This is a genomic window from Agrilactobacillus composti DSM 18527 = JCM 14202 (genome assembly GCF_001436375.1).
Lineage (GTDB): Bacteria > Bacillota > Bacilli > Lactobacillales > Lactobacillaceae > Agrilactobacillus > Agrilactobacillus composti.
Genome location: NZ_AZGA01000054.1, coordinates 91,024 through 109,154, shown reverse-complemented (window position 1 = coordinate 109,154; position 18,131 = coordinate 91,024). Strand labels below are relative to the sequence as shown.

Below are 18,131 nucleotides of genomic sequence, written 5' to 3'. Positions count from 1 at the left end.
GAACCGTACGTACGGTGGTGTGAGAGGTCGGCCTGTCAGGGCCTCCTACTCGATTTGAGTATGAGCGTTCATTGACGAAACGAAATGGGGACAAGTAAGCTTTTTATAACGGCTCTGTTTGAAGGAACTGGCGATCTACTTGAACTAAAAAAATTGCACTCAATAAGAGCATCGGGACAAATACTGTAAACATGATGAGCCAGCCACTTCCAGGACTAGTCGTGTAGAATTCAAGTGGGGCCCAGTCTATCAAGAAATGTAATAATATCGGCCAAAGGAGATTATTTGTGGCAATTCGCAGGGCCGCTAAAAATACACCGGCGGCAAACGTATAGAAAATTTGTTGGAAAACACTTTGCGCGTTGCCACCAAATAGATTGACGATATGCAAGATACCGAACAACAAAGCTGAGAACAATGCCGCTTTGAGCATTTTGTGATTGTGTTTTCTTCGAACTTCGAGATAGGTTTCAAGTCCAAGGAAAGCTGATAAGAAAAGCCCACGACAAATTGATTCTTCAAAAATGGCCGTGGATAAAGCAGCAGTTGTTGCCAGCAAAGCGTTTTTAGATTGCAATGCCAGCACTATATTCTGGGGCGTCTTGTTGAAGCCCAGCATGATCAGCATTGAAATAGCAGCAAGTGTTCCCCAGAGCACAAGGGGATGTGTCAGTTTGATACGCTGCTTCAAAACTTTAAGCGACCCCAATGCTATTATGGTGGTCACCAATGCGAGTAATGCCAAAATCAAATTAGCCATTATTTTAAAGCTGGTCGTTTCATCGTATGAGACAACGTTTAGGAAGAGAAATATTAAAAATAATAGGATGCCCCCAAATAACTGGCCACCCCAAGACCACCGATTTTCTACCATATCAAACACTCTCCGTGGGTTAAATATTAGGATTAAAAATAGTAGTTTCGTCAACTGACATACTTAATCAAACTTCGACTAAAGCCTTACCCATGCACTAGATACGCTCAATTCAGGCACGCACTTAATTTTAGGCTTATTATACTAGAAACTGTTCCAAAATGAGAGCATCAGGTATTGCCCATAGAAAATACGCCAACTTAAGTAAATAGCGTTTAGTTACAGCTTATCTACTTAAGTTGGCGTAGCACGTTACATGTTGCAAACCTACTTGCTATTTTAATTTGTGAGGGTTCAGGTATAACAACAGGACGGGCTTAATTGACGATACCATCTTTAAATTTGGCCCACTGATTGTCATCCCCAAGATTGACGTAAGTTTCCCCATTAATTGTCTTAGCGCCGAATACCTTATAGTAACTAGCGGCATCACTAAGACTACCAGTTTGAACACCATTGCTATTATACAGTGGTTCATTGGGCTTAAAGATAAAGGGATTTCTAATAGCTTGGACATCTTTACTAGAATCTACCCATTGATTATTTCCTAAGTCTAGACGTGAAATATAGTTGGGATCAGGACTGAAGGTAGCGTACTTTGTCACCGCCCAATCGCGGATGCTTGGGTCAAGGTAGCCAGTGATATGCCACAATTGTGGTGAATCATAGACGGGGACTTTCTTGCCGGCAGAGTAAGCTTCTAGAATACCCATTCGATTCATAGGCGTGGTTTGACCTATATGGCCATAGAAGACATCAGTTCCCTTGACCCACTGACTATTCCCTAAGTTATAGGCATCAACGCCATGGCTAGAGTAGCTGGCTGATTGAATCACTAACCATTGCGAAATCCCCGTATTTAACGTTTTTCCGGTACTTTGGGTACATTCAGGATTGCTATAAATCGGCACGGGCATATTATAGGAATCCACGGTTAACGGCGGTGTACTCTCGTTTCCCTGAATCGTCATGGCTTTGACTTGGCCCTGACTGAGTAAAACGGTGCCTAAGATAACGAAGATACCTAATAACCATTTTCTAAAGTGCATATTAATCTTCCCCCCTAATAAATGATACATACCTACTTTATTAAGATAGGCTCAATTTATTTTAAAACAAACAGTTAGCTAGATTAATTGGTCGTGCCATCCTTGAAATTCGCCCATTGGTCGTCAGTTCCCAGGTTGACGTAAGTTTGGCCGTTAATGGTTTTCACGCCAAACACTTTGTAGTAAGTCGCTTGGTTAATGGTCCCGGTTTGGACACCATTGCCATTATATAAGGGTGTCCCAGTGGTGAAAATGAAGGCTGTCCGAATAGCTTGGACGTCTTTGGTGGCATCGACCCATTGATCATTACCCAAATCCAGCCGTTCCAAGTTATTGGAAGTATGACCTAGGCTGGCAGACCGGGTTACCGCCCACTCACTGATAGCAGGGTCTAGGTAGCCGATGATATGCCACAGTTGTGGTGAATCATAGACGGGTACTTTCTTACCAGCGGAATAGGCTTCTTTGATACTTGTATCGTTGGCGCTGATACCTGTAAAGACATCGTTTTTCTTGACCCATTGACCGCCACCTAAGTCATAAGAAACGGCGGTATTGTTTGGATTAGGGTCAGTTCGCGCCCACTGGAAAACCCGCCAAGTACTAACGGCCGTACTCAAGGGCCGGCCAGAATTTTGCGTGCATTCTGGATCATTGTAAATTGGTACGGCCATGTTGTAAGAATTCATTGTCATTTGGTCAATTGGATTTGCTGGTTCGATCACCAGCGCTGCTGAAGCTTGGCCTATGCTGGCTAAAATCGTACCCAAAACAACCAACACACCAAGCAACCATTTTCTAAGTTTCATATAGATTTCCCCCCATAACTTATTAAATAAGTACACCTTCAGTCTAGCACGATTACAGCCGGGTGCACTGGCAATTCAAAAAAATGCCCACTGATCAAAGCCAATAATGGCAAGTAATCAGCGGGCGTTTTCTCGGTTAGTTCGCTTTCAAAGCTCATTTTTTATAAAAATCTCGAATAATACTTTGAACGGCCTGATTTTGGGCGGTAGTGCCAAAGGTGACCCGCAACCAGTCGGGCTGTAAGCCACCCCGGACAAGGTAGCCCTGTTGTAGCAAGGCTTCTTTTAAAGCATCTGCGTTAGGGGCTTCAAAGAAGACAAAGTTAGTTTGGGATTGATAATATTTCAACCCTTGGGTTTCAAGGAAGTCAGCCCATTGTTGGCGGGCTTGGGCAACTCTTTGGCGGGTTTGGGTGATGAAATCCTGGTCGCCTAAAGCCGCTAAGGCTGCCACTTGAGAGATATCGTTTAAGTTGTAAGGCAAGCGAACGGCTTGCAGTTTGGGGATCAAGGCCTTGGGGAAGACCGCATAGCCCACCCGGAAGTTGGCCAAGCCGTAGATTTTAGAGAAGGTGCGCATCACCACTAAGTGATCGCATTCTGGCAATAAAGTCACGGCACTGGTAGGGGCGGCGCTGTCGGCAAATTCCACATAAGCTTCGTCCACCATGATCAACACGTGTTCGGGCACTTGGGCCACGAAGTCTCGTAGTTCATCCACCGGAATGAAGGTACCAGTGGGATTATTGGGGTTGCATAACCATAACAGCTTGGTTTTCGGGGTGATTTTGGCCAATAACCCGGACAAATCAAACTGACCGTCATCGGGATTCACCGGCACATCCACCACTTGGGCCGCTTCGATCTGGGCGTGGAGTTTGTATTCAGAGAAGGTGGGCCAAGGTTCCAACACCTCATCCCCCGGTTCCAACAACGTCCGGGCCACCAGTTCGATGACCTCATCTAAGCCACAGCCAAACAACAATTGGTCCCCGGCTACGCCCAAATAATCAGCCACAGCTTGGCGCAATTGATTGGCATTGCTATCCGGATAATCCCGGGCTTCTTGAAAGTCCCAGGCCATAATAGCTTCTTTGACTTTAGGGGATGTGCCAAAGGGGTTCTCATTGGCCGACATGCGCACCATCTGGTCTAAGCCAAGTTGGGCTTTGAGTTTAGCCAAGGGTACTTCTGGGGTATAAGGTTGAATCTTTTCAACGGCTTTTTTTAGCATGGGCAAACCTCCTATGTAGATTGAGTGATTTAGAATTTTTTGATTTCGTCCCGTTCTTTGGTTTTACTCATCAGGCCTTCACGCTTGGCCAGTTCGGTTTTGATCTGGTCCACCGAAATGCCCCGGTCCACCATGAGGACCAACACGTGGTAAGCCAAATCGCTGACTTCATAAATGAACTCGTCATCACTGGGGTTCTTGGCGGCCACGATCACTTCCGTAGACTCTTCACCGATTTTCTTCAAAATTTTATCCAAGCCCTTGGTGAATAAATAATCCGTATAAGAACCAGCCACCGGATTATTTTTCCGGTCTAAAATTAATTGATACAATGCCTCTAAATCTTGTTTGTCTGCCATAAATAATCTATTCCTTCCTATCAAAATCTGTAATATCGCGATAAAAACAACTGGTATGACCTGTATGACACGCTGGACCGGCGGGGTCGACTTTTAACAAGACCGTATCTGCGTCGCAGTCCACCTGGATGGCCACCACTTTTTGCGTATTGCCGCTGGTAGCCCCTTTGTGCCATAACTCTTGGCGGCTGCGGGACCAAAACCAAGTCTCCCCAGTGGCCAAAGTCTTGGCCCAACTGGCCGCATTCACATAAGCCACCATCAACACCTGCTGGGTCTTGGCATCTTGCACCACGGCGGTGGCCAAGCCCCCAGGGATCTTGGTGAAATCTAAAGGTAACGCACTGGCTTTCATCGAACCGTCACACCCTTTGCTTTCAACGTTGCTTTGACTTGGGGGATGGTTAATTCCCCGAAGTGAAAGACGGAAGCGGCTAAGCCGGCATCGACTTGCGTCTCTTCAAATAAATTGGTGAAATCAGCAATGGCGCCACACCCGCCGGAGGCCACGATGGGCACGTCTACCACTTGGGTCAGCGCTTGATACAAGGGTAGGTCAAACCCGGATTTGGTGCCGTCTTTATCCATTGAGGTCACCAACAATTCCCCAGCCCCGGCGGCCACCGCGGTTTGGGCCCATTCAAGGGCGTCTAAATCTACAGGTTTGCGGCCACCATTGACCACCACTTGGTAACGGTCTTGGCTAGCTTGGTAGCGCACATCAATGGCCACCACGATACATTGGGCTCCGAACTTTTCGGCCCCTTGGCGGATCAAGTCCGGATTGGCCACGGCGGCGGAATTCAAGGCTACTTTATCCGCCCCGGCTTTCAACAAGGCCTGCATATCAGCCACGGTATTGACGCCACCACCCACGGTCAGGGGCATGAAGACTTGGCTGGCCACTGAAGCGATGGTATCCACGATGGCTTTGCGTTTTTCATTGGTGGCAGTGATATCTAAAAAGACCAATTCATCGGCACCTTGGGCCTCATAAGCCCGGGCGATTTCAGTGGGGTCTCCCACATCGGTCAGGTTCACAAAGTTCACGCCTTTTTTCACCCGGCCGTGATCCACATCTAAACAAGGAATGATTCGTTTGGTTAACATAATGCCACCTCCGCTTGGGCGAGTTCTGCTAAAGTAATGGTGCCCTTAACGAGGGCTTTGCCAACAATCACATCGTTTAATCCGGCGGCCTTTAGGGCTTCCAGGTCTTGATAATCCCGCATGCCTCCAGAAGCCACCACGGTGGCCTGGGGGTATTTGGCCTGTAGGTCAGCCAGTAAAGTTACGTTGGGGCCTTGCAGGGTGCCGTCTTTGGTCACATCGGTGACGATGAATTGACGCACCCCTTTAGCCGTCATGGCGCCCATTAAGTCGGCCATGGTGACGTTACTTTGGGCCAGCCAACCTTCTGTGGCCACTTGCTGGGGGGTGCCGTCAATGCCCACCACGATTCTAGCGGGGCCAAATTCAGCCAGGGCGGCCACCACTAACTCCGGCTGCTTCAAGGCACTGGAGCCTAGGATCACCCGATCTACCCCTAGGGTAAGGTAGCGCTGGATGGTGGCCATATCGCGAATACCGCCCCCCACTTCCACGAACAAATCGGTTTGTTGGCGAATTTTTTGAATCACGTCAAAGTTTTCCGGTTGGCCGGCTTTGGCCCCGTCTAAATCCACGAGATGGATGCGGCTTAAACCTGCGGCAACGAAGCTTTTGGCCTGGGCCAGAGGGTCACTGGAAACGGGGGTGACTTGTTGGTAGTCACCTTGGTACAGGCGCACACTGTGGCCGTTTAATAAATCAATTGCGGGGAACACGCGCATCATTGACCATCTCCTTAAAGGCTGTTAGCCCGGCTAGGCCCACTTGGCCGCTTTTCTCCGGGTGAAATTGCATCCCCACCACGTTATTGCGCTGGACGATGCTGGGAATGGCCACGCTGTAATCGGTGGTGGCCACGATGTTTTTGGCGGCAGTTTGGACATAATAGGAATGCACGAAGTAGGTATTTTCCTGGTCAAAAACTGCGGCAAAGGGGTTTTGCTGCTGGGCTTGATTTTGATTCCAGCCCATGTGGGGGACTTTGAAGCCGGGCTTGCTGGGGATGGGGACCACCACCCCGGGCAATAGGCCTAAGCCGGGGGTGATGCCGAATTCATAACCAGTTTCAAATAACAATTGCATTCCTAAGCAAATCCCCAACATCGGTTTGCCACTGGCGGCGGCTTGTTGTAACACGGGGACCAATTGGCGTTCTTCTAAAGCCACCATGGCTTTTTGAAAGGCGCCGACGCCGGGGAGGATCAAGCCATCAGCGGCTAAGATTTCAGCGGGGTCTGCTGAGAGTTGGTTGTCAATATTTAAATAATCCAGGGCCTTTTTCACATTCAACGTGTTGCCCGTATCGTAGTCGATGATGACGATCATTTAGATCACGCCTTTCGTAGAGGGGATGCCTTTGATTTCCGGATTGATGGTGACCGCAGCCCGCATGGCCCGGCCGAGTGCTTTAAACAAGGTTTCAACTTTATGGTGGGTATTGCGGCCGTACAAGACAGCCGCGTGACAGTTCAATTCAGCGTTAAAGGCAAAGGCTTGGAAGAAGTCCTCGGTGACTTCAGTATCATAGCCCCCCAGTTTGGGATTTTCCAAGGTGGCTTCAAAAACCAGATAAGACCGGCCGGATAAGTCGATGACCACCCGGGATAGGGTTTCGTCTAAAGGCACAAAAGCAGTGCCGAAGCGCTCGATACCCGCTTTATCCCCTAGGGCTGCTTTGAAACATTGGCCCAGGACAATGCCGATGTCTTCGGTGGTATGGTGGGGATCCACTTCTAAGTCGCCTTTGGCTTTGACGGTGAGCCCGAAGCGGCCGTGCTTGGCAAAAGCTGTGAGCATGTGGTCCAAAAAGCCGATGCCCGAGTTGATCTCAATCGGTTGGCTGGCGTCTAGGTTTAAACTGACTTCAATTTGAGTTTCGCCGGTTTGCCGGCTGATGGTTGCTGTACGCATAGGTTATTCCTTTCTATTGGCGGGCTTCAATGGCGCGGGCGTGACCTTCTAGGCCTTCAACCCGAGCTAAGCGGGTGATAGCTTTACTTTCCTTGGCCAAAGCAGCGGGGGTGTATTGAATGAATTGGGTCCGTTTGACGAAATCTAACACGCCTAACGGGGAGAAGAAACGGGCACTGCCCGCGGTGGGGAGGATATGGTTGGGGCCGGCCACATAATCTCCCAAGGGTTCAGAGGCACTTTCCCCGAAGAAGACGGAGCCGGCGTTTTTAATTTGATCTAAGTAGGTGATGGCTTCAGGGACTTGGACTTCCAAGTGTTCTGGGGCGATTTGATTCATCAAGTCAAAGGCTTGGTCTAAATTAGCCACCACGGCGATAAAGCCTTCGTTTTCCACAGAAGCCCGGGCGATTTCAGCCCGGGGCAAAGTCGTTAACTGCGCGTCCACCTGGGCACTGACAGCTTGGGCCAGTTCAAGGCTTGGGGTCACCAACATGGGCCGGGCTAATTTATCATGTTCGGCTTGGGATAAGAGGTCCGCGGCCAGTTTCTTAGGGTCGGCACTTTTATCGGCGATGATGCCAATTTCTGAGGGGCCGGCGATCATATCGATGTCCACTTGGCCGAAGACTTGTTTCTTGGCAGTGGCCACAAAGATATTGCCGGGCCCCATGATTTTATCCACTTGGGGGATGGTTTTTGTACCATAGGCCAGGGCGGCTACCGCTTGGGCGCCCCCAACTTGATAGATGGCACTGACGCCGGCGAGTTTAGCAGCGGTCAAGACGGTGGGGTTGATGCCATCTTTTTGCGGTGGTGTGACCATGACGATTTTTTCAACCCCGGCTAATTTGGCGGGGATCGCACTCATCAAAATCGTTGAAGGATAAGCGGCTGTGCCACCAGGGACATACAACCCGACAGCTGCCAGGGGCATGACCTTTTGGCCCCGAATGACCCCGGGTTGTTCCGCATCCATGAAGCCATAAGTAATCTCTTTTTTATGGTAGGAAGTGATATTGCGCTTGGCCAGTTTTAAAGCGGCTAATAAGTCGGCTGGGCAGGCATCATATGCCGCGTCAATGGTGGCTTGGGGCACTTTAAAATCACTTAAACTAACTTTGTCAAAGTCTTGGGCGTATTGGGTCAAAGCAGCATCCCCGTTTTGCCGGACATTGGCGATGATCTTGGCCACAGCCGCTTCGATTTCCGGTTTGTTAGCAGTTTGATTTTGACGTTGGGTGACTTGGGCACTGAGTTGTTCATAGGTGGCTTGAATAATTTGCATGGTTAAACCTCCGATTTTTGAGCTTTTTGTAATTGGGCGATCAATTGATAAATAGCGGCGCGCTTTTGTTTCAAGGCTAAGCGGTTCACCACCAAGTGGGTGGAGACAGCTTGTAATTCCGCATAGACTTTTAAGTTATTTTCCCTTAAGGTGGTGCCGGTTTCCACGATATCTACGATGGCATCGGCCAAGCCCACTAAGGGGGCGAGTTCCACGGAACCTTCAATTTTAATGATCTCCACGTCTTCTCCGATTTGTTCAAAGTAGGTCTGGGTGATCAAGGGATATTTGGTGGCGATGATTTTGCGTTTGGTTTGGCTGGGGTCGAAATCTGGGGTGGAGGCCAATACAAAGCGGCAGCGGCCGGTGTTAAGGTCTAGCATGTCATATTGGGGATTTTGCTGCTCCACTAAGATGTCCGAGCCCACAATGCCAATGTCCATGGCCCCCCGATTCAGGTAGGTCAACACATCTGGTCCCTTGGCTAAAATGAAGTGGTAATCGGGATCATCGTTGAAAATCAATTGCCGCCCTTTATTAACGATGGGGTCACAATTGATGCCAGCGGCTTGTAGTAAGGGTAAGACTTGTTTTTCGGTGCGGCCTTTGGTCAGTGCAATTTTAAGTGTCATGTGTCTGCTACCTTTCTGCCAAGTTGATGAGTTGGGCATTTTGTTGTTGGGCGATTTGCTGGGCCTGCTTGAAGGAATCGGCCAGGCATAGATTGCTGTTGGGGGTGCGGGCTTGCAGGGCTTCGGCGTGGGCCCATTGATCGGCTTCGAAGTAGATCAAAGTTTCCTGGGGGGCTTTTGGCAAGTGGCGTTGGGCCACAATGGCGTCAATGTCAAAGGCCAAGCCTACAGCGGGCTGGGCGGTTTGTTGGAAGTTGGTCAAGAGTTTGTCATAACGGCCCCCGGAGAAGAGATAACTGGTGGCGTCTTGACTGTAAGCGTGGAAGACCATCCCCGTGTAATAGGTTTGGGGGGGTTGGACGCACAGGTCTAAGGTGACGGTGACATTGGGGAAACGTTGGCTGATAAAGGCTTTGGTGGCCCTTAAGTCGGCGATGATGCTTTCTAACGTAGCGATTTTTGGCAATTGGGTCAATTGGTCTAACACCGCATCGAAATCCCCGAATAACCAAGGCCAATCCTTTAAGAAGGGGTAAAACGGATCATTGGCCAGGGGTTCTAACAAGGTTTGGTATTGGGTCAAATCCTTGTCATACAGGGCTTGAACCAAGTTGTCCGCCATGGGTTCGCTGATGGGCAGGGCCGCCAAGACATTGGGCACGAACTTGGCATGGCTTAATTCCAGCGTCATATCTGCGATGCCTAATTTTTGACTGATCTCACTGGCCGCCACTAAACATTCCCATTCCGCTTTCAACGACCGATAACCAATGATTTCCATCCCCGCTTGGGTGATCTGATTGTAACTGCCAGACATGCGTTTTTTCACCCGGAACACATCGCCGCTGTAGTACCACTTAATAGGCGTGTCAATGCCGGTGGCACTCATCATCCGAGCCACGGGCAACGTCATATCTGGCCGTAATACCAAAGTGTCCCCGTGTTCGTCAATGAACTGGTAAGGCTGATAAGCTTGCGGGGCTAAGGATTGGAATACGTCTCGGTATTCTAAGAGGGGGGTGATGATTTTTTTAAAGCCGCGATGTTTGAAATTTTGTTGAATGGTTTGAATGACTTGGTCCTTCACCATGGCGATGGTGCCGAACTCATCCCGCGTTCCCGTGGGTAGTGTTTTATTAGACATGTCTGTGAACCTCCCGAATTTAAAGATAAAAAAAATACCCTCAAAAGCATAATTATGCTTTTGAGGGCGATTATATTTTAAGTATTGATAATCACGGTACCACCTCAATTTGTTTACATCTCACGACATAAACCTCAACCGCTGAAAACTCGTCGTCTAGGTAAGTCCTAGAGAACAGCCAACAGTGGCTATGATAACGCAATTGCTGCGTGGCAACCTACTGATTTCAATCACCAAGTTCATAGATGTGTGTTCGACTATCGGGAAGATTCCTTCACAGCAACGGAACTCTCTAAGCATCCCAAGTAATCTACTTGTTCTAATCACTACTTCACTTTATTCACATTTAATAGGATTGAAACTTAGTATAATCTAATTTAAATGAAAGTCAAGGATAATTTGAAGTTTATGGGTTATTTTTTGAAAATCAGGTTGCACTCAGGCTTCAAATTGCCGCAGCAACTGGCGAATATAGCGCCAGACTGCTGGATCATGGGTGCTGATGGTTGCTGGCAGATATTGTTGCAAGTCAGCTTGGATATAGGCTTCGTTGAGTTGGAACCATTCAGCCTCATCGGCAGCGTTTTGAAAAGTGTTGAGATAGAGTAGGGATCATCAAGACCAAGTAGGATTTCATGGATGGTTTCTTTTTGAGTAGTTGTCAGTGCCAAAATAAATAGCCTCCTTTGTTGTAGAGACTTAATACCATAAAATGAGGCTATTTGTCTAGTTTTTTTAGAAAAGTTGCGTTGCTTTTTATCTTTTAATCATTGCCCTTGTCAGATTCATTCGTGTTAAGGGGCTTCCTGTTGAACGGGGGGATAACCGTGGCAATGACCCGAATGCGGTCTGCTGAAAATATCATATCATCGTACTTTGGGTTAATGGAAGCAAGGCGTACTTGATCACCATCACGGAAAAATTTTTTACAGGTGACGCCGTCATCTTGAAAGTCATCTTGGATGCTGACGATAACAACTTGGCCATTATAGTCTGGGACAGGTTGATAATGGATAAATTGCTGTGAGCCTTCTTTTAAATCCGGTTCCATGGAATCTCCGGCAATCGTGACGACTTCATCTGCACCTGATGGGACTTCGCTGCGAGGCATAACCATACTGGTGCGATTACTATCTTGATAATCACCATCGATAGGCGCCCCAGCGGCAGTAGATCGGCCACTAGATAATGTGATTTCAGCGTCATCACTGTCATCACTTTTAGCTGGGAAGTTGATAACATTATTTATATTAGTTTGTTCTTCAAACTGATTTCTAACATAAGCGTACACATTTTTTTGCCGGGCAGGATGAAGTTTCGTCATCTTTTGAACCGTTGCATCAATGATGGCAGAGGTTTCAGGTGTACGTTTATCTGAGAATAAATCGTATAATTTTTGTGGTGTGGTGCCTAGAGCCTGGGCATATTTGGCAATGGCTTTTTCATCCAATGTGCGTCTGCCGTTTTCGTGCTGGGAAACGGTGTTCTGAGTAAAGCCCGTTAAGCGGCTTAATTCTGCTTGGGTCATTTTTTTACTTTGCCGTAATTTTCTTATGGCAGGCCCAAGAATACTCGTTTGCATGTCTATCACCTCATGATAAGAGCGTAGCACAAAACACGAAAAATCTCAATTAGAGATATTTATACTTGACGTGGGAGACTTATATGAGATAATGATGCTGTAAACAAAATTAATTTTATATCAAACAAGGTTGGTATGGGTATAACTATATTTTTTTAATTTCTAATATCTCTTTAAGAGATATTAAGTTGCAAAAAGGCCTTTAACAGGCTAATCAGCCTTATTTGTCAGAAAAATGTAGCAAAATAAGTGAAAGGTGGGTATTACTATGACATTAATGCAGGATTTAGACGCCAAACAAACACAACGAAAGGTTGATCAATTTCTTAGAGGACATTGGCAGCGAACCTTAAGAGCCGGTCTGGGACAGCAACTGCCTGGCAGTAAGCCAACTGGGGATGCACGCAGTATTGCTAGGCGGCTAGGGGCCCAGCAACAAGTTAAGGAAACTTTGCGGGTTATTGATAGTCTGGCACCAATCTATCAAGTGATTCTAAAGGGCTTATATTTGCAGAGGGAACCCTTACCACGCTGGCAACTCTTGGAACAGACAGGCTATGGCAGAACGCAATATTCGAAGCTGAAACAAAAGGCATTGTTATATTTCGCCGACGGCTATATGTTAGAAGATTTGCACGTTTACAACGCTAAAACGGACAAATAGTGGACAAACACCGGACCTTTTAAGTTAGAAAAATTATTATACTGGTAGTGAAAGCAAGTCGATCGCTAGTCACACTGGATAATTTTGCTGGCAAGCGTGCTTTATTGGATGCAAGTTCCGACAGCAAAATAATTAGATTCAATTTAGACGCTTCGGCGTCTTTTTTTGATAAAAGAACTTTTAGAGCACGTAACAAACAGCAAAACAGGGCTGGCCCACGGCATGTTTACAAAAAAAGATTTCTGGAGGTGCATAATGCATACCATATTAGGTTTTACAATTTCTGAATGGGGTGGCATTACGACAATGGGCACTGTTGTTTTAGGCGCCATTTATAAAGTTGTCGTCAAGCCTTTAAGTGACCGGTTAAGTGATTTGCGGGATGCCTTAGATAAACTTAATACTGAGACACAAATTGAACGGCAAAAAATTAAGGTCCAGCTCAACCACCATGACATTCAGCTTGCGCGTCAAGACGCAGAATTACAGTTCTTGTATGATCACAATCACATTATCAGAAAGGAGGATATTGAGAATGAAAAATAAGTTAACATTAGACGTCCATTCAAAGGTGTGGTGGCTATCCGTTACCAGTCTTTTCTTAGTTCTGCTCCAGCAAATTCTAAAGCTGTTTGGTATTGGTTTATCCGAAGTATTGACGCATCAGATTACGGATATCATTAACACCTTATTGGCGTTGGCTGGTTCGCTGGGGTTGATATACGACACCTCGATTACTGACCGGCGGCAAACCAAGTAGCGTTCAATCTAAGTAGCCACATTTCTGTGGCTATTTTTGTGTGCTGGCATAAAAGAAAAGTGGACAAAAAGTGGACTTTTTGTGGACAAACACCGGACCATTTCACAGCAAATACCAGTTAAGCTATAAGTATCCCAAAGAAAGATATTCGGATTACTGAAACACGTGTAAAGCTGCTATATACGGGTTGATGAGAATTAGTATTGAAATTAAATTTGTACAGATGATTATACAGAACTAATTTTGCATCAACTTTTATTATTTAGCGACTATAGAATGTATCAGTAACGAATTATTTTCCAAAGGATAGTCTAGGCAATAGTTTTGAATCTTGCGCAAGATTCTATGGCAAATATTGAAAATTTAATTTGGAGGTAATTTCTATGCAAGACAATGAGGTAAGAATCACTGAAGTTAGTAAAGACTCAGGATATACAGGTGCTGAAATTTATGGTCGGCCATATAGTAATCCGGCTGATGCTGTGTGGGTCAAGACAGTCCCATTTAATTTTGTCTATAAGTATTTCTCAACCCAAGAAGTGGGTCAGTATACCTGGTACAATGTTGGCAAAGATGAATGGATTCGCGAAGATTGGGTTTCGAAACGAGTATCAGATGTAACACGCAAAAAAGGTGTTGTCAGAGTAGCCAGTTGGATTAATCCCAATAATATTGAGGTAAGGTTCTCGCCAAATGGTAAAATCAATTTCAATCAAAATAAGACGAACTTCCAACCAGGTAGTGAATGGGCTTATAACGAAACGGTAGTTGATGACTGGGGTTTGCGTTGGTACGATTTAGGAACAGCCCAATGGGTTAGTGCACAACAGGTCAAAGACACTGCTGAGGGTGGTTGGCAATTTCCTTTCAATAATAAGTATTTAGGGTATAATCCTCAAACGGAAGATGGAACTCAGTTTGGTATTACCGGTTTTAACCGTGGAAACTACAAACCTAATCCGTATTTCCACGATGGTTTTGATTTCGGGAATGTAAGATACGGATCTGGATCAACTTTCAATGCAGTTCATGAGGGGGATATTATCTTTGCCGGTCCAAGATACGACCAAGGTTTAAAGATGGTAATATTGGAAGACATCGGTGATGCACTAGTAATCTATCAGGAATTTAGTGACTCACTGAACGATATTCTAGTTTCTGCGGGTACACATGTGACAGCAGGACAGCCTATTGGAAGATTGGGTTCGTACCACATGCATTTAGGTATTTCAAAAGAAAAACAGTTTAATCAAGCACTTGCGTATTCATTTGATCCAAATGCAGGTATTTGGTACAGTCCAATCGCTACAATTCAAAATCAAAAATTGACATTTTAAAGTGTGATAGGATAATTAGTAATCTCCTATAATACAATCTCTTGCAGAGAAAAAGATATTTCTTTGCAAGAGATTTTTTTATTATGAAGAAATAGAGCCTTATGAAGCTATTAATATATACTTCATAAGACTCTATTTGTAGAGAATATTCATATTAGTATTTTTGATGTACAGTTTAACCCTTCGACAATACGTTTCTTATTCTAGCTTAATAGGGAGATCCAGAATCATCGAATTTGACCCATTGATTATCCGTGCCTAATTTAACGAACAATGTCTCAGCAACAACTTGCGAGTCAAAGATACGATAATCCATGGTTTCAGCTAATTTTCCCACAGCAGTTGCGGTATGGGTAATATTGAATAAATTGGTATCTGCTGAAAAGGTTCGTGTATTTGGAATTGCATAGCCATCTTGGATGTAAACCCATTGCGCATTACCCAAGTCTAGTGCATAAAGGGCATCGCTTTGATTGACTAAGGCATATCTAGTGATTTGCCATTTATTAATATCAGTAGCTAATGTGGCAATTTGATTAGCCCGATAAGGGTCACTGTAGACTGGTATGTTGGTGTAGTTGGAATTGAATTCTAAGAATCTATTTGCATTATTCTCAATGGAAACGGTTTGAGGTCGTAGATCTGTTTGTTTGACCCATTGTCCACCGCCTAAATCAAAAGAAACCGGTATTTGAGAGTCATTCGTTGTTGTATAAGCAGTTCGGTAGATTTTCCAAGCGTCATAAGCTGTATCTAAATTTTTACCGGATAAAACCGTTGTTTCAGGATTTGAATAGATTGGAATCGATAAGTTATGGGATACGAAAATACCATCTTTAGCTACCACACTTATTGAACTTGCTGAAACTATGTGGAGATTTGTCATGAAAGGGCCCAGACTAAGCAAGAATGTGAAAAATGCGAGTAAATATTTAAAGCGCTTTTTTTTCATTGTAATACCTCCATTCTATAGTGCCATGTTTATTTAGAATCCAAACGCATACCACTGATTGTTATTTCCAAGTTTTAGGTGAAAAACATCGTTAATCTTCTGGGCGGCAAACACTTTATAATCTCCGGTCATTTGAATAGTTGATGTTGGTGCGCCTTGTGAGTTGACTAACTGTGTACCAGCATTGACAGAAATGGTGCCGGGAATCATGCGGATATCGGTATATCTAACCCATTGATTATGGCCTAAATCAATGGCTGCATAACCGTCAAAATAGGTAGTATATCTTGTGATTTTCCAAGAAGATATCTCAGGATTAAGTGTACTCACCTGGTATTTGAATCGGGGATCACTATACACGGGAACCGCCTTATAATCCGAATAGGCTGCTAAAAATTCATTGGTATTATCGCCAATGCTATCAACATCCGCTGAGCTGATCCATTGGTTAGCCCCTAAATCAAAAGATTTTGGATTGATGTAAGGGTCACCTGTGTAATACATTTGGAAAGTTTTCCAGACCTCCACGTTTTTGCTCAGAGTCTTGCCGGTAAATTGAGTACATTCTGGGTCAGAATATATTTTTAGTGGTGCATAGCCTGAGTAAACGTTGGCCTTTGAGGGCTCAATTCTGCTGGGGCCTGTTGCATTTACTGGATTTGCGCTCATGGGCAGAAAACTAAATACAGCGATGAAGGCGATGAATATTTTTTTTAATCTCATTTGCTATGCTGCCTCTCAAAAATTATTTTTGCTGAGCAAAATGCGTGGCAATCTACTTTTAGAATTTTTGAAATCTAGATCCAGATGCGTATAGAACCCATTGGTTGTCTGCACCCAAGTTGACATATAGCTGGTCGGCTATCTTTTTAGCACCGAAAACACGGTATTGCAATGTTTGTTGAATTGTACCAGCGGGTTGACCAGTGCTGGTATATAACGGCTCACCTGCGTAAAACCAAAAGTATTTCTCAATAAAAGTACCATCTTTGACCCATTGGTTATTCCCTAAATCAAAACCAACAAGTGCATCACTTTGATCCACGAAAGCTGTTTTAGTGATTTGCCAAACATCAATGCCGGTATCTAAAGTACCAATTTGCTTATCAAATAAGGCACTTGCATAAATCGGAAGTGCTTGATTATCTGAATAAATTAAATAATAGGGTGAATTACTATCAGGAGTGACTGCATTAACGACGCGCAGGTCACCGCTTTTAACCCACTGATCATTACCCAGGTCATAGGCTGACTTCGCTGTGCGAACAACACGCCATGAGTTGATATTGGTGTCTAAATTTTTGCCAGAGTATTGGGTCGTATTGGCATCTTTATACACCGGAATCGGTTGGTAGCCTGAAGAAACAGTTATGATTTGATCATCCACATTATCAGCCGCTTGAGCTTGTTGGGCACCAGAAAATACCAAACCTACAAGTAGAGCAACACCGCAAATTAATTTTTTTACTGCCATATTTATCACCACTTCCTAAGTTATGCTAGGTAAGTTAAAGAAACCGTTTTCCGATTATAACTTCATTGTATCATAGCCGGATTCATCACAGATACTATCCACGTCTGAGCAGCTTGATTATTTTCTAGCATTTTTAATGGACAGTCGCCATTTTGAGATGGGGACTATTTTTTTGGCTTCAGGCTAATTAGACATAAGTAAATCTAGGGAAAATTTGTATCGAAAGCGGACAAAAAGTGGACTTTTTCCGGACAAACACCGGACCATTTCACGGCCAATGCCAGCTAAACTAAAAGTATCCTAAAGGAAAGGGCATGATAAAAATGGTGTATTTATAAGATTTAAACGCAGGAATAGATGGAAATAACAATCAAACAAATTAAGAAAGAGGTTTTTATTTATGGCATATTTTACAATTCAAAACAACGTGGCAACAATTACAGACAAGACATTACTATGGCGGTTACTGCCAGACTATGGTAATCCCACTAACAATCACCCATATGGCTTTAACCAGTACCCATTTACGCCTTATTTTGAAGGGGATACCATTCGCTTCCTGGTGCCTGGGGAAGCTTACCAAACATTTTCAAGTGGTGTTACTATCCTGATCGATGGCATCGGTAAGTATACTTGTAACGCTGTTAGAGTCGGCGGGGACATGTGGATTTTTGACAGCCCAGTCTACAATGATCCGACCCGTAGCTTCTTAGGCCGCACCATTAACTGTACCAACGGCGAGACCCTTTATGACACCTACAAATTTGGGCGCCATGAAGTCGCACCACTTTCAAACGGTACGGGGGCTTATAAAATCATCAATAAAGGTGATGATGAGATGACCAATGGTATCCAACAAATCGACAATGTTTATTTTGTCCGGGTGGGAGATAAACAATGGGTCAAGCGGTTTGATACTTCTAATGGTCAAGGCAAGTGGGCAGCTAACGCT

The 18,131-nt window shown here is 45.1% G+C and carries 23 protein-coding genes; 5 read left to right on the top strand and 18 right to left on the bottom strand.

What is annotated here, in order from left to right:
- Nucleotides 1-103 precede the first annotated feature (103 nt).
- The 15 genes from FC83_RS08815 to FC83_RS08745 form a co-directional block, all read right to left on the bottom strand.
- Nucleotides 104-874, bottom strand: coding sequence for a CPBP family intramembrane glutamic endopeptidase (locus FC83_RS08815; protein ID WP_035455785.1), 771 nt, complete (start codon nucleotides 872-874; stop codon nucleotides 104-106).
- A 317-nt stretch (nucleotides 875-1,191) separates the two neighbouring features.
- Nucleotides 1,192-1,923, bottom strand: a complete 732-nt coding sequence (locus FC83_RS08810; protein ID WP_035455786.1) for an SLAP domain-containing protein — start codon at nucleotides 1,921-1,923, stop codon at nucleotides 1,192-1,194.
- 83 nt (nucleotides 1,924-2,006) lie between these two features.
- Entirely contained in the window at nucleotides 2,007-2,732 is a 726-nt protein-coding gene (locus FC83_RS08805) for a hypothetical protein (RefSeq protein WP_035455787.1), read from the bottom strand.
- Nucleotides 2,733-2,886: 154 nt separating this feature from the next.
- Nucleotides 2,887-3,966, bottom strand: a complete 1,080-nt coding sequence (hisC, locus tag FC83_RS08800) for a histidinol-phosphate transaminase (RefSeq protein ID WP_057002659.1) — start codon at nucleotides 3,964-3,966, stop codon at nucleotides 2,887-2,889.
- 29 nt (nucleotides 3,967-3,995) lie between these two features.
- Complete coding sequence (gene hisE, locus FC83_RS08795; RefSeq protein ID WP_035455788.1) at nucleotides 3,996-4,325, bottom strand: phosphoribosyl-ATP diphosphatase; 330 nt, start codon at nucleotides 4,323-4,325, stop codon at nucleotides 3,996-3,998.
- Nucleotides 4,326-4,332: 7 nt separating this feature from the next.
- Complete coding sequence (gene hisI, locus FC83_RS08790) at nucleotides 4,333-4,680, bottom strand: phosphoribosyl-AMP cyclohydrolase (RefSeq protein WP_035455790.1); 348 nt, start codon at nucleotides 4,678-4,680, stop codon at nucleotides 4,333-4,335.
- Nucleotides 4,677-5,435, bottom strand: a complete 759-nt coding sequence (gene hisF / locus FC83_RS08785; protein WP_035455792.1) for an imidazole glycerol phosphate synthase subunit HisF — start codon at nucleotides 5,433-5,435, stop codon at nucleotides 4,677-4,679. The genes hisI and hisF overlap by 4 nt, the downstream gene beginning before the upstream one ends.
- Nucleotides 5,429-6,157 (bottom strand): 1-(5-phosphoribosyl)-5-[(5-phosphoribosylamino)methylideneamino]imidazole-4-carboxamide isomerase, encoded by a 729-nt coding sequence (hisA, locus tag FC83_RS08780; protein ID WP_057002658.1) that lies wholly within the window; start codon nucleotides 6,155-6,157, stop codon nucleotides 5,429-5,431. Before hisA ends, hisF begins: the two co-directional genes overlap by 7 nt.
- Nucleotides 6,135-6,761 carry an imidazole glycerol phosphate synthase subunit HisH gene (hisH, locus tag FC83_RS08775; protein WP_057002657.1) on the bottom strand — a complete coding sequence of 209 codons (627 nt, stop codon included), beginning with the start codon at nucleotides 6,759-6,761 and terminating at the stop codon, nucleotides 6,135-6,137. Before hisH ends, hisA begins: the two co-directional genes overlap by 23 nt.
- Nucleotides 6,762-7,346, bottom strand: a complete 585-nt coding sequence (gene hisB / locus FC83_RS08770) for an imidazoleglycerol-phosphate dehydratase HisB (RefSeq protein WP_035455793.1) — start codon at nucleotides 7,344-7,346, stop codon at nucleotides 6,762-6,764. It abuts the gene before it with no gap.
- Nucleotides 7,347-7,359: 13 nt separating this feature from the next.
- On the bottom strand, nucleotides 7,360-8,634 hold the full coding sequence (hisD, locus tag FC83_RS08765; protein ID WP_057002656.1) for a histidinol dehydrogenase: 1,275 nt from the start codon (nucleotides 8,632-8,634) through the stop codon (nucleotides 7,360-7,362).
- A gap of 2 nt (nucleotides 8,635-8,636) precedes the next feature.
- Nucleotides 8,637-9,266: an ATP phosphoribosyltransferase gene (hisG, locus tag FC83_RS08760; protein WP_035455796.1), complete on the bottom strand. Its 630-nt coding sequence runs from the start codon at nucleotides 9,264-9,266 to the stop codon at nucleotides 8,637-8,639.
- Between the two features lie 7 nt (nucleotides 9,267-9,273).
- Nucleotides 9,274-10,410, bottom strand: coding sequence for an ATP phosphoribosyltransferase regulatory subunit (locus FC83_RS08755; RefSeq protein WP_035455798.1), 1,137 nt, complete (start codon nucleotides 10,408-10,410; stop codon nucleotides 9,274-9,276).
- 413 nt (nucleotides 10,411-10,823) lie between these two features.
- On the bottom strand, nucleotides 10,824-11,081 hold the full coding sequence (locus tag FC83_RS08750) for a hypothetical protein (protein ID WP_057002655.1): 258 nt from the start codon (nucleotides 11,079-11,081) through the stop codon (nucleotides 10,824-10,826).
- Nucleotides 11,082-11,173: 92 nt separating this feature from the next.
- Nucleotides 11,174-11,992 (bottom strand): helix-turn-helix domain-containing protein, encoded by an 819-nt coding sequence (locus FC83_RS08745; protein WP_052005074.1) that lies wholly within the window; start codon nucleotides 11,990-11,992, stop codon nucleotides 11,174-11,176.
- Nucleotides 11,993-12,260: 268 nt separating this feature from the next.
- Between FC83_RS08745 and FC83_RS08740 the strand changes: the two genes are divergently transcribed.
- The 4 genes from FC83_RS08740 to FC83_RS08725 all read left to right on the top strand — a co-directional run bounded on the left by FC83_RS08740 (nucleotide 12,261) and on the right by FC83_RS08725 (nucleotide 14,753).
- Nucleotides 12,261-12,656 carry an ArpU family phage packaging/lysis transcriptional regulator gene (locus FC83_RS08740; protein ID WP_035455803.1) on the top strand — a complete coding sequence of 132 codons (396 nt, stop codon included), beginning with the start codon at nucleotides 12,261-12,263 and terminating at the stop codon, nucleotides 12,654-12,656.
- Nucleotides 12,657-12,911: 255 nt separating this feature from the next.
- Nucleotides 12,912-13,202, top strand: coding sequence for a hypothetical protein (locus tag FC83_RS17230; protein WP_035455806.1), 291 nt, complete (start codon nucleotides 12,912-12,914; stop codon nucleotides 13,200-13,202).
- On the top strand, nucleotides 13,192-13,416 hold the full coding sequence (locus FC83_RS08730) for a phage holin (RefSeq protein WP_035455808.1): 225 nt from the start codon (nucleotides 13,192-13,194) through the stop codon (nucleotides 13,414-13,416). The genes FC83_RS17230 and FC83_RS08730 overlap by 11 nt, the downstream gene beginning before the upstream one ends.
- Before the next feature lie 383 nt (nucleotides 13,417-13,799).
- Nucleotides 13,800-14,753: a M23 family metallopeptidase gene (locus FC83_RS08725; protein ID WP_052005076.1), complete on the top strand. Its 954-nt coding sequence runs from the start codon at nucleotides 13,800-13,802 to the stop codon at nucleotides 14,751-14,753.
- Between the two features lie 208 nt (nucleotides 14,754-14,961).
- Here the strand turns inward: FC83_RS08725 and FC83_RS08720 are convergent, their stop codons facing one another.
- From FC83_RS08720 to FC83_RS08710, 3 genes are all read right to left on the bottom strand, one after another.
- Nucleotides 14,962-15,600 (bottom strand): hypothetical protein, encoded by a 639-nt coding sequence (locus FC83_RS08720; RefSeq protein WP_152537806.1) that lies wholly within the window; start codon nucleotides 15,598-15,600, stop codon nucleotides 14,962-14,964.
- Between the two features lie 138 nt (nucleotides 15,601-15,738).
- On the bottom strand, nucleotides 15,739-16,428 hold the full coding sequence (locus tag FC83_RS08715; protein WP_057002654.1) for a hypothetical protein: 690 nt from the start codon (nucleotides 16,426-16,428) through the stop codon (nucleotides 15,739-15,741).
- A gap of 58 nt (nucleotides 16,429-16,486) precedes the next feature.
- Nucleotides 16,487-17,179, bottom strand: coding sequence for a hypothetical protein (locus FC83_RS08710; protein ID WP_035455815.1), 693 nt, complete (start codon nucleotides 17,177-17,179; stop codon nucleotides 16,487-16,489).
- A 400-nt stretch (nucleotides 17,180-17,579) separates the two neighbouring features.
- Between FC83_RS08710 and FC83_RS08705 the strand changes: the two genes are divergently transcribed.
- A partial coding sequence (locus FC83_RS08705) for a hypothetical protein (RefSeq protein ID WP_201782560.1) occupies nucleotides 17,580-18,131 on the top strand: 552 nt, incomplete at its 3' end.

Excerpts from the sequence above, each read along its gene's own strand:
- FC83_RS08730 (WP_035455808.1), top strand. The coding sequence starts at position 13,192 with ATGAAAAATAAGTTAACATTAGACGTCCATTCAAAGGTGTGGTGGCTA.
- FC83_RS08755 (WP_035455798.1), bottom strand. The coding sequence starts at position 10,410 with ATGTCTAATAAAACACTACCCACGGGAACGCGGGATGAGTTCGGCACC.
- hisC (WP_057002659.1), bottom strand. The coding sequence starts at position 3,966 with ATGCTAAAAAAAGCCGTTGAAAAGATTCAACCTTATACCCCAGAAGTA.
- FC83_RS08715 (WP_057002654.1), bottom strand. The coding sequence starts at position 16,428 with ATGAGATTAAAAAAAATATTCATCGCCTTCATCGCTGTATTTAGTTTT.
- FC83_RS08745 (WP_052005074.1), bottom strand. The coding sequence starts at position 11,992 with ATGCAAACGAGTATTCTTGGGCCTGCCATAAGAAAATTACGGCAAAGT.
- FC83_RS08805 (WP_035455787.1), bottom strand. The coding sequence starts at position 2,732 with ATGAAACTTAGAAAATGGTTGCTTGGTGTGTTGGTTGTTTTGGGTACG.
- hisG (WP_035455796.1), bottom strand. The coding sequence starts at position 9,266 with ATGACACTTAAAATTGCACTGACCAAAGGCCGCACCGAAAAACAAGTC.
- hisD (WP_057002656.1), bottom strand. The coding sequence starts at position 8,634 with ATGCAAATTATTCAAGCCACCTATGAACAACTCAGTGCCCAAGTCACC.
- FC83_RS08810 (WP_035455786.1), bottom strand. The coding sequence starts at position 1,923 with ATGCACTTTAGAAAATGGTTATTAGGTATCTTCGTTATCTTAGGCACC.
- FC83_RS08815 (WP_035455785.1), bottom strand. The coding sequence starts at position 874 with ATGGTAGAAAATCGGTGGTCTTGGGGTGGCCAGTTATTTGGGGGCATC.
- FC83_RS17230 (WP_035455806.1), top strand. The coding sequence starts at position 12,912 with ATGCATACCATATTAGGTTTTACAATTTCTGAATGGGGTGGCATTACG.
- hisB (WP_035455793.1), bottom strand. The coding sequence starts at position 7,346 with ATGCGTACAGCAACCATCAGCCGGCAAACCGGCGAAACTCAAATTGAA.
- FC83_RS08725 (WP_052005076.1), top strand. The coding sequence starts at position 13,800 with ATGCAAGACAATGAGGTAAGAATCACTGAAGTTAGTAAAGACTCAGGA.
- FC83_RS08710 (WP_035455815.1), bottom strand. The coding sequence starts at position 17,179 with ATGGCAGTAAAAAAATTAATTTGCGGTGTTGCTCTACTTGTAGGTTTG.
- hisE (WP_035455788.1), bottom strand. The coding sequence starts at position 4,325 with ATGGCAGACAAACAAGATTTAGAGGCATTGTATCAATTAATTTTAGAC.
- hisF (WP_035455792.1), bottom strand. The coding sequence starts at position 5,435 with ATGTTAACCAAACGAATCATTCCTTGTTTAGATGTGGATCACGGCCGG.
- hisH (WP_057002657.1), bottom strand. The coding sequence starts at position 6,761 with ATGATCGTCATCATCGACTACGATACGGGCAACACGTTGAATGTGAAA.
- hisA (WP_057002658.1), bottom strand. The coding sequence starts at position 6,157 with ATGCGCGTGTTCCCCGCAATTGATTTATTAAACGGCCACAGTGTGCGC.
- FC83_RS08740 (WP_035455803.1), top strand. The coding sequence starts at position 12,261 with ATGACATTAATGCAGGATTTAGACGCCAAACAAACACAACGAAAGGTT.
- hisI (WP_035455790.1), bottom strand. The coding sequence starts at position 4,680 with ATGAAAGCCAGTGCGTTACCTTTAGATTTCACCAAGATCCCTGGGGGC.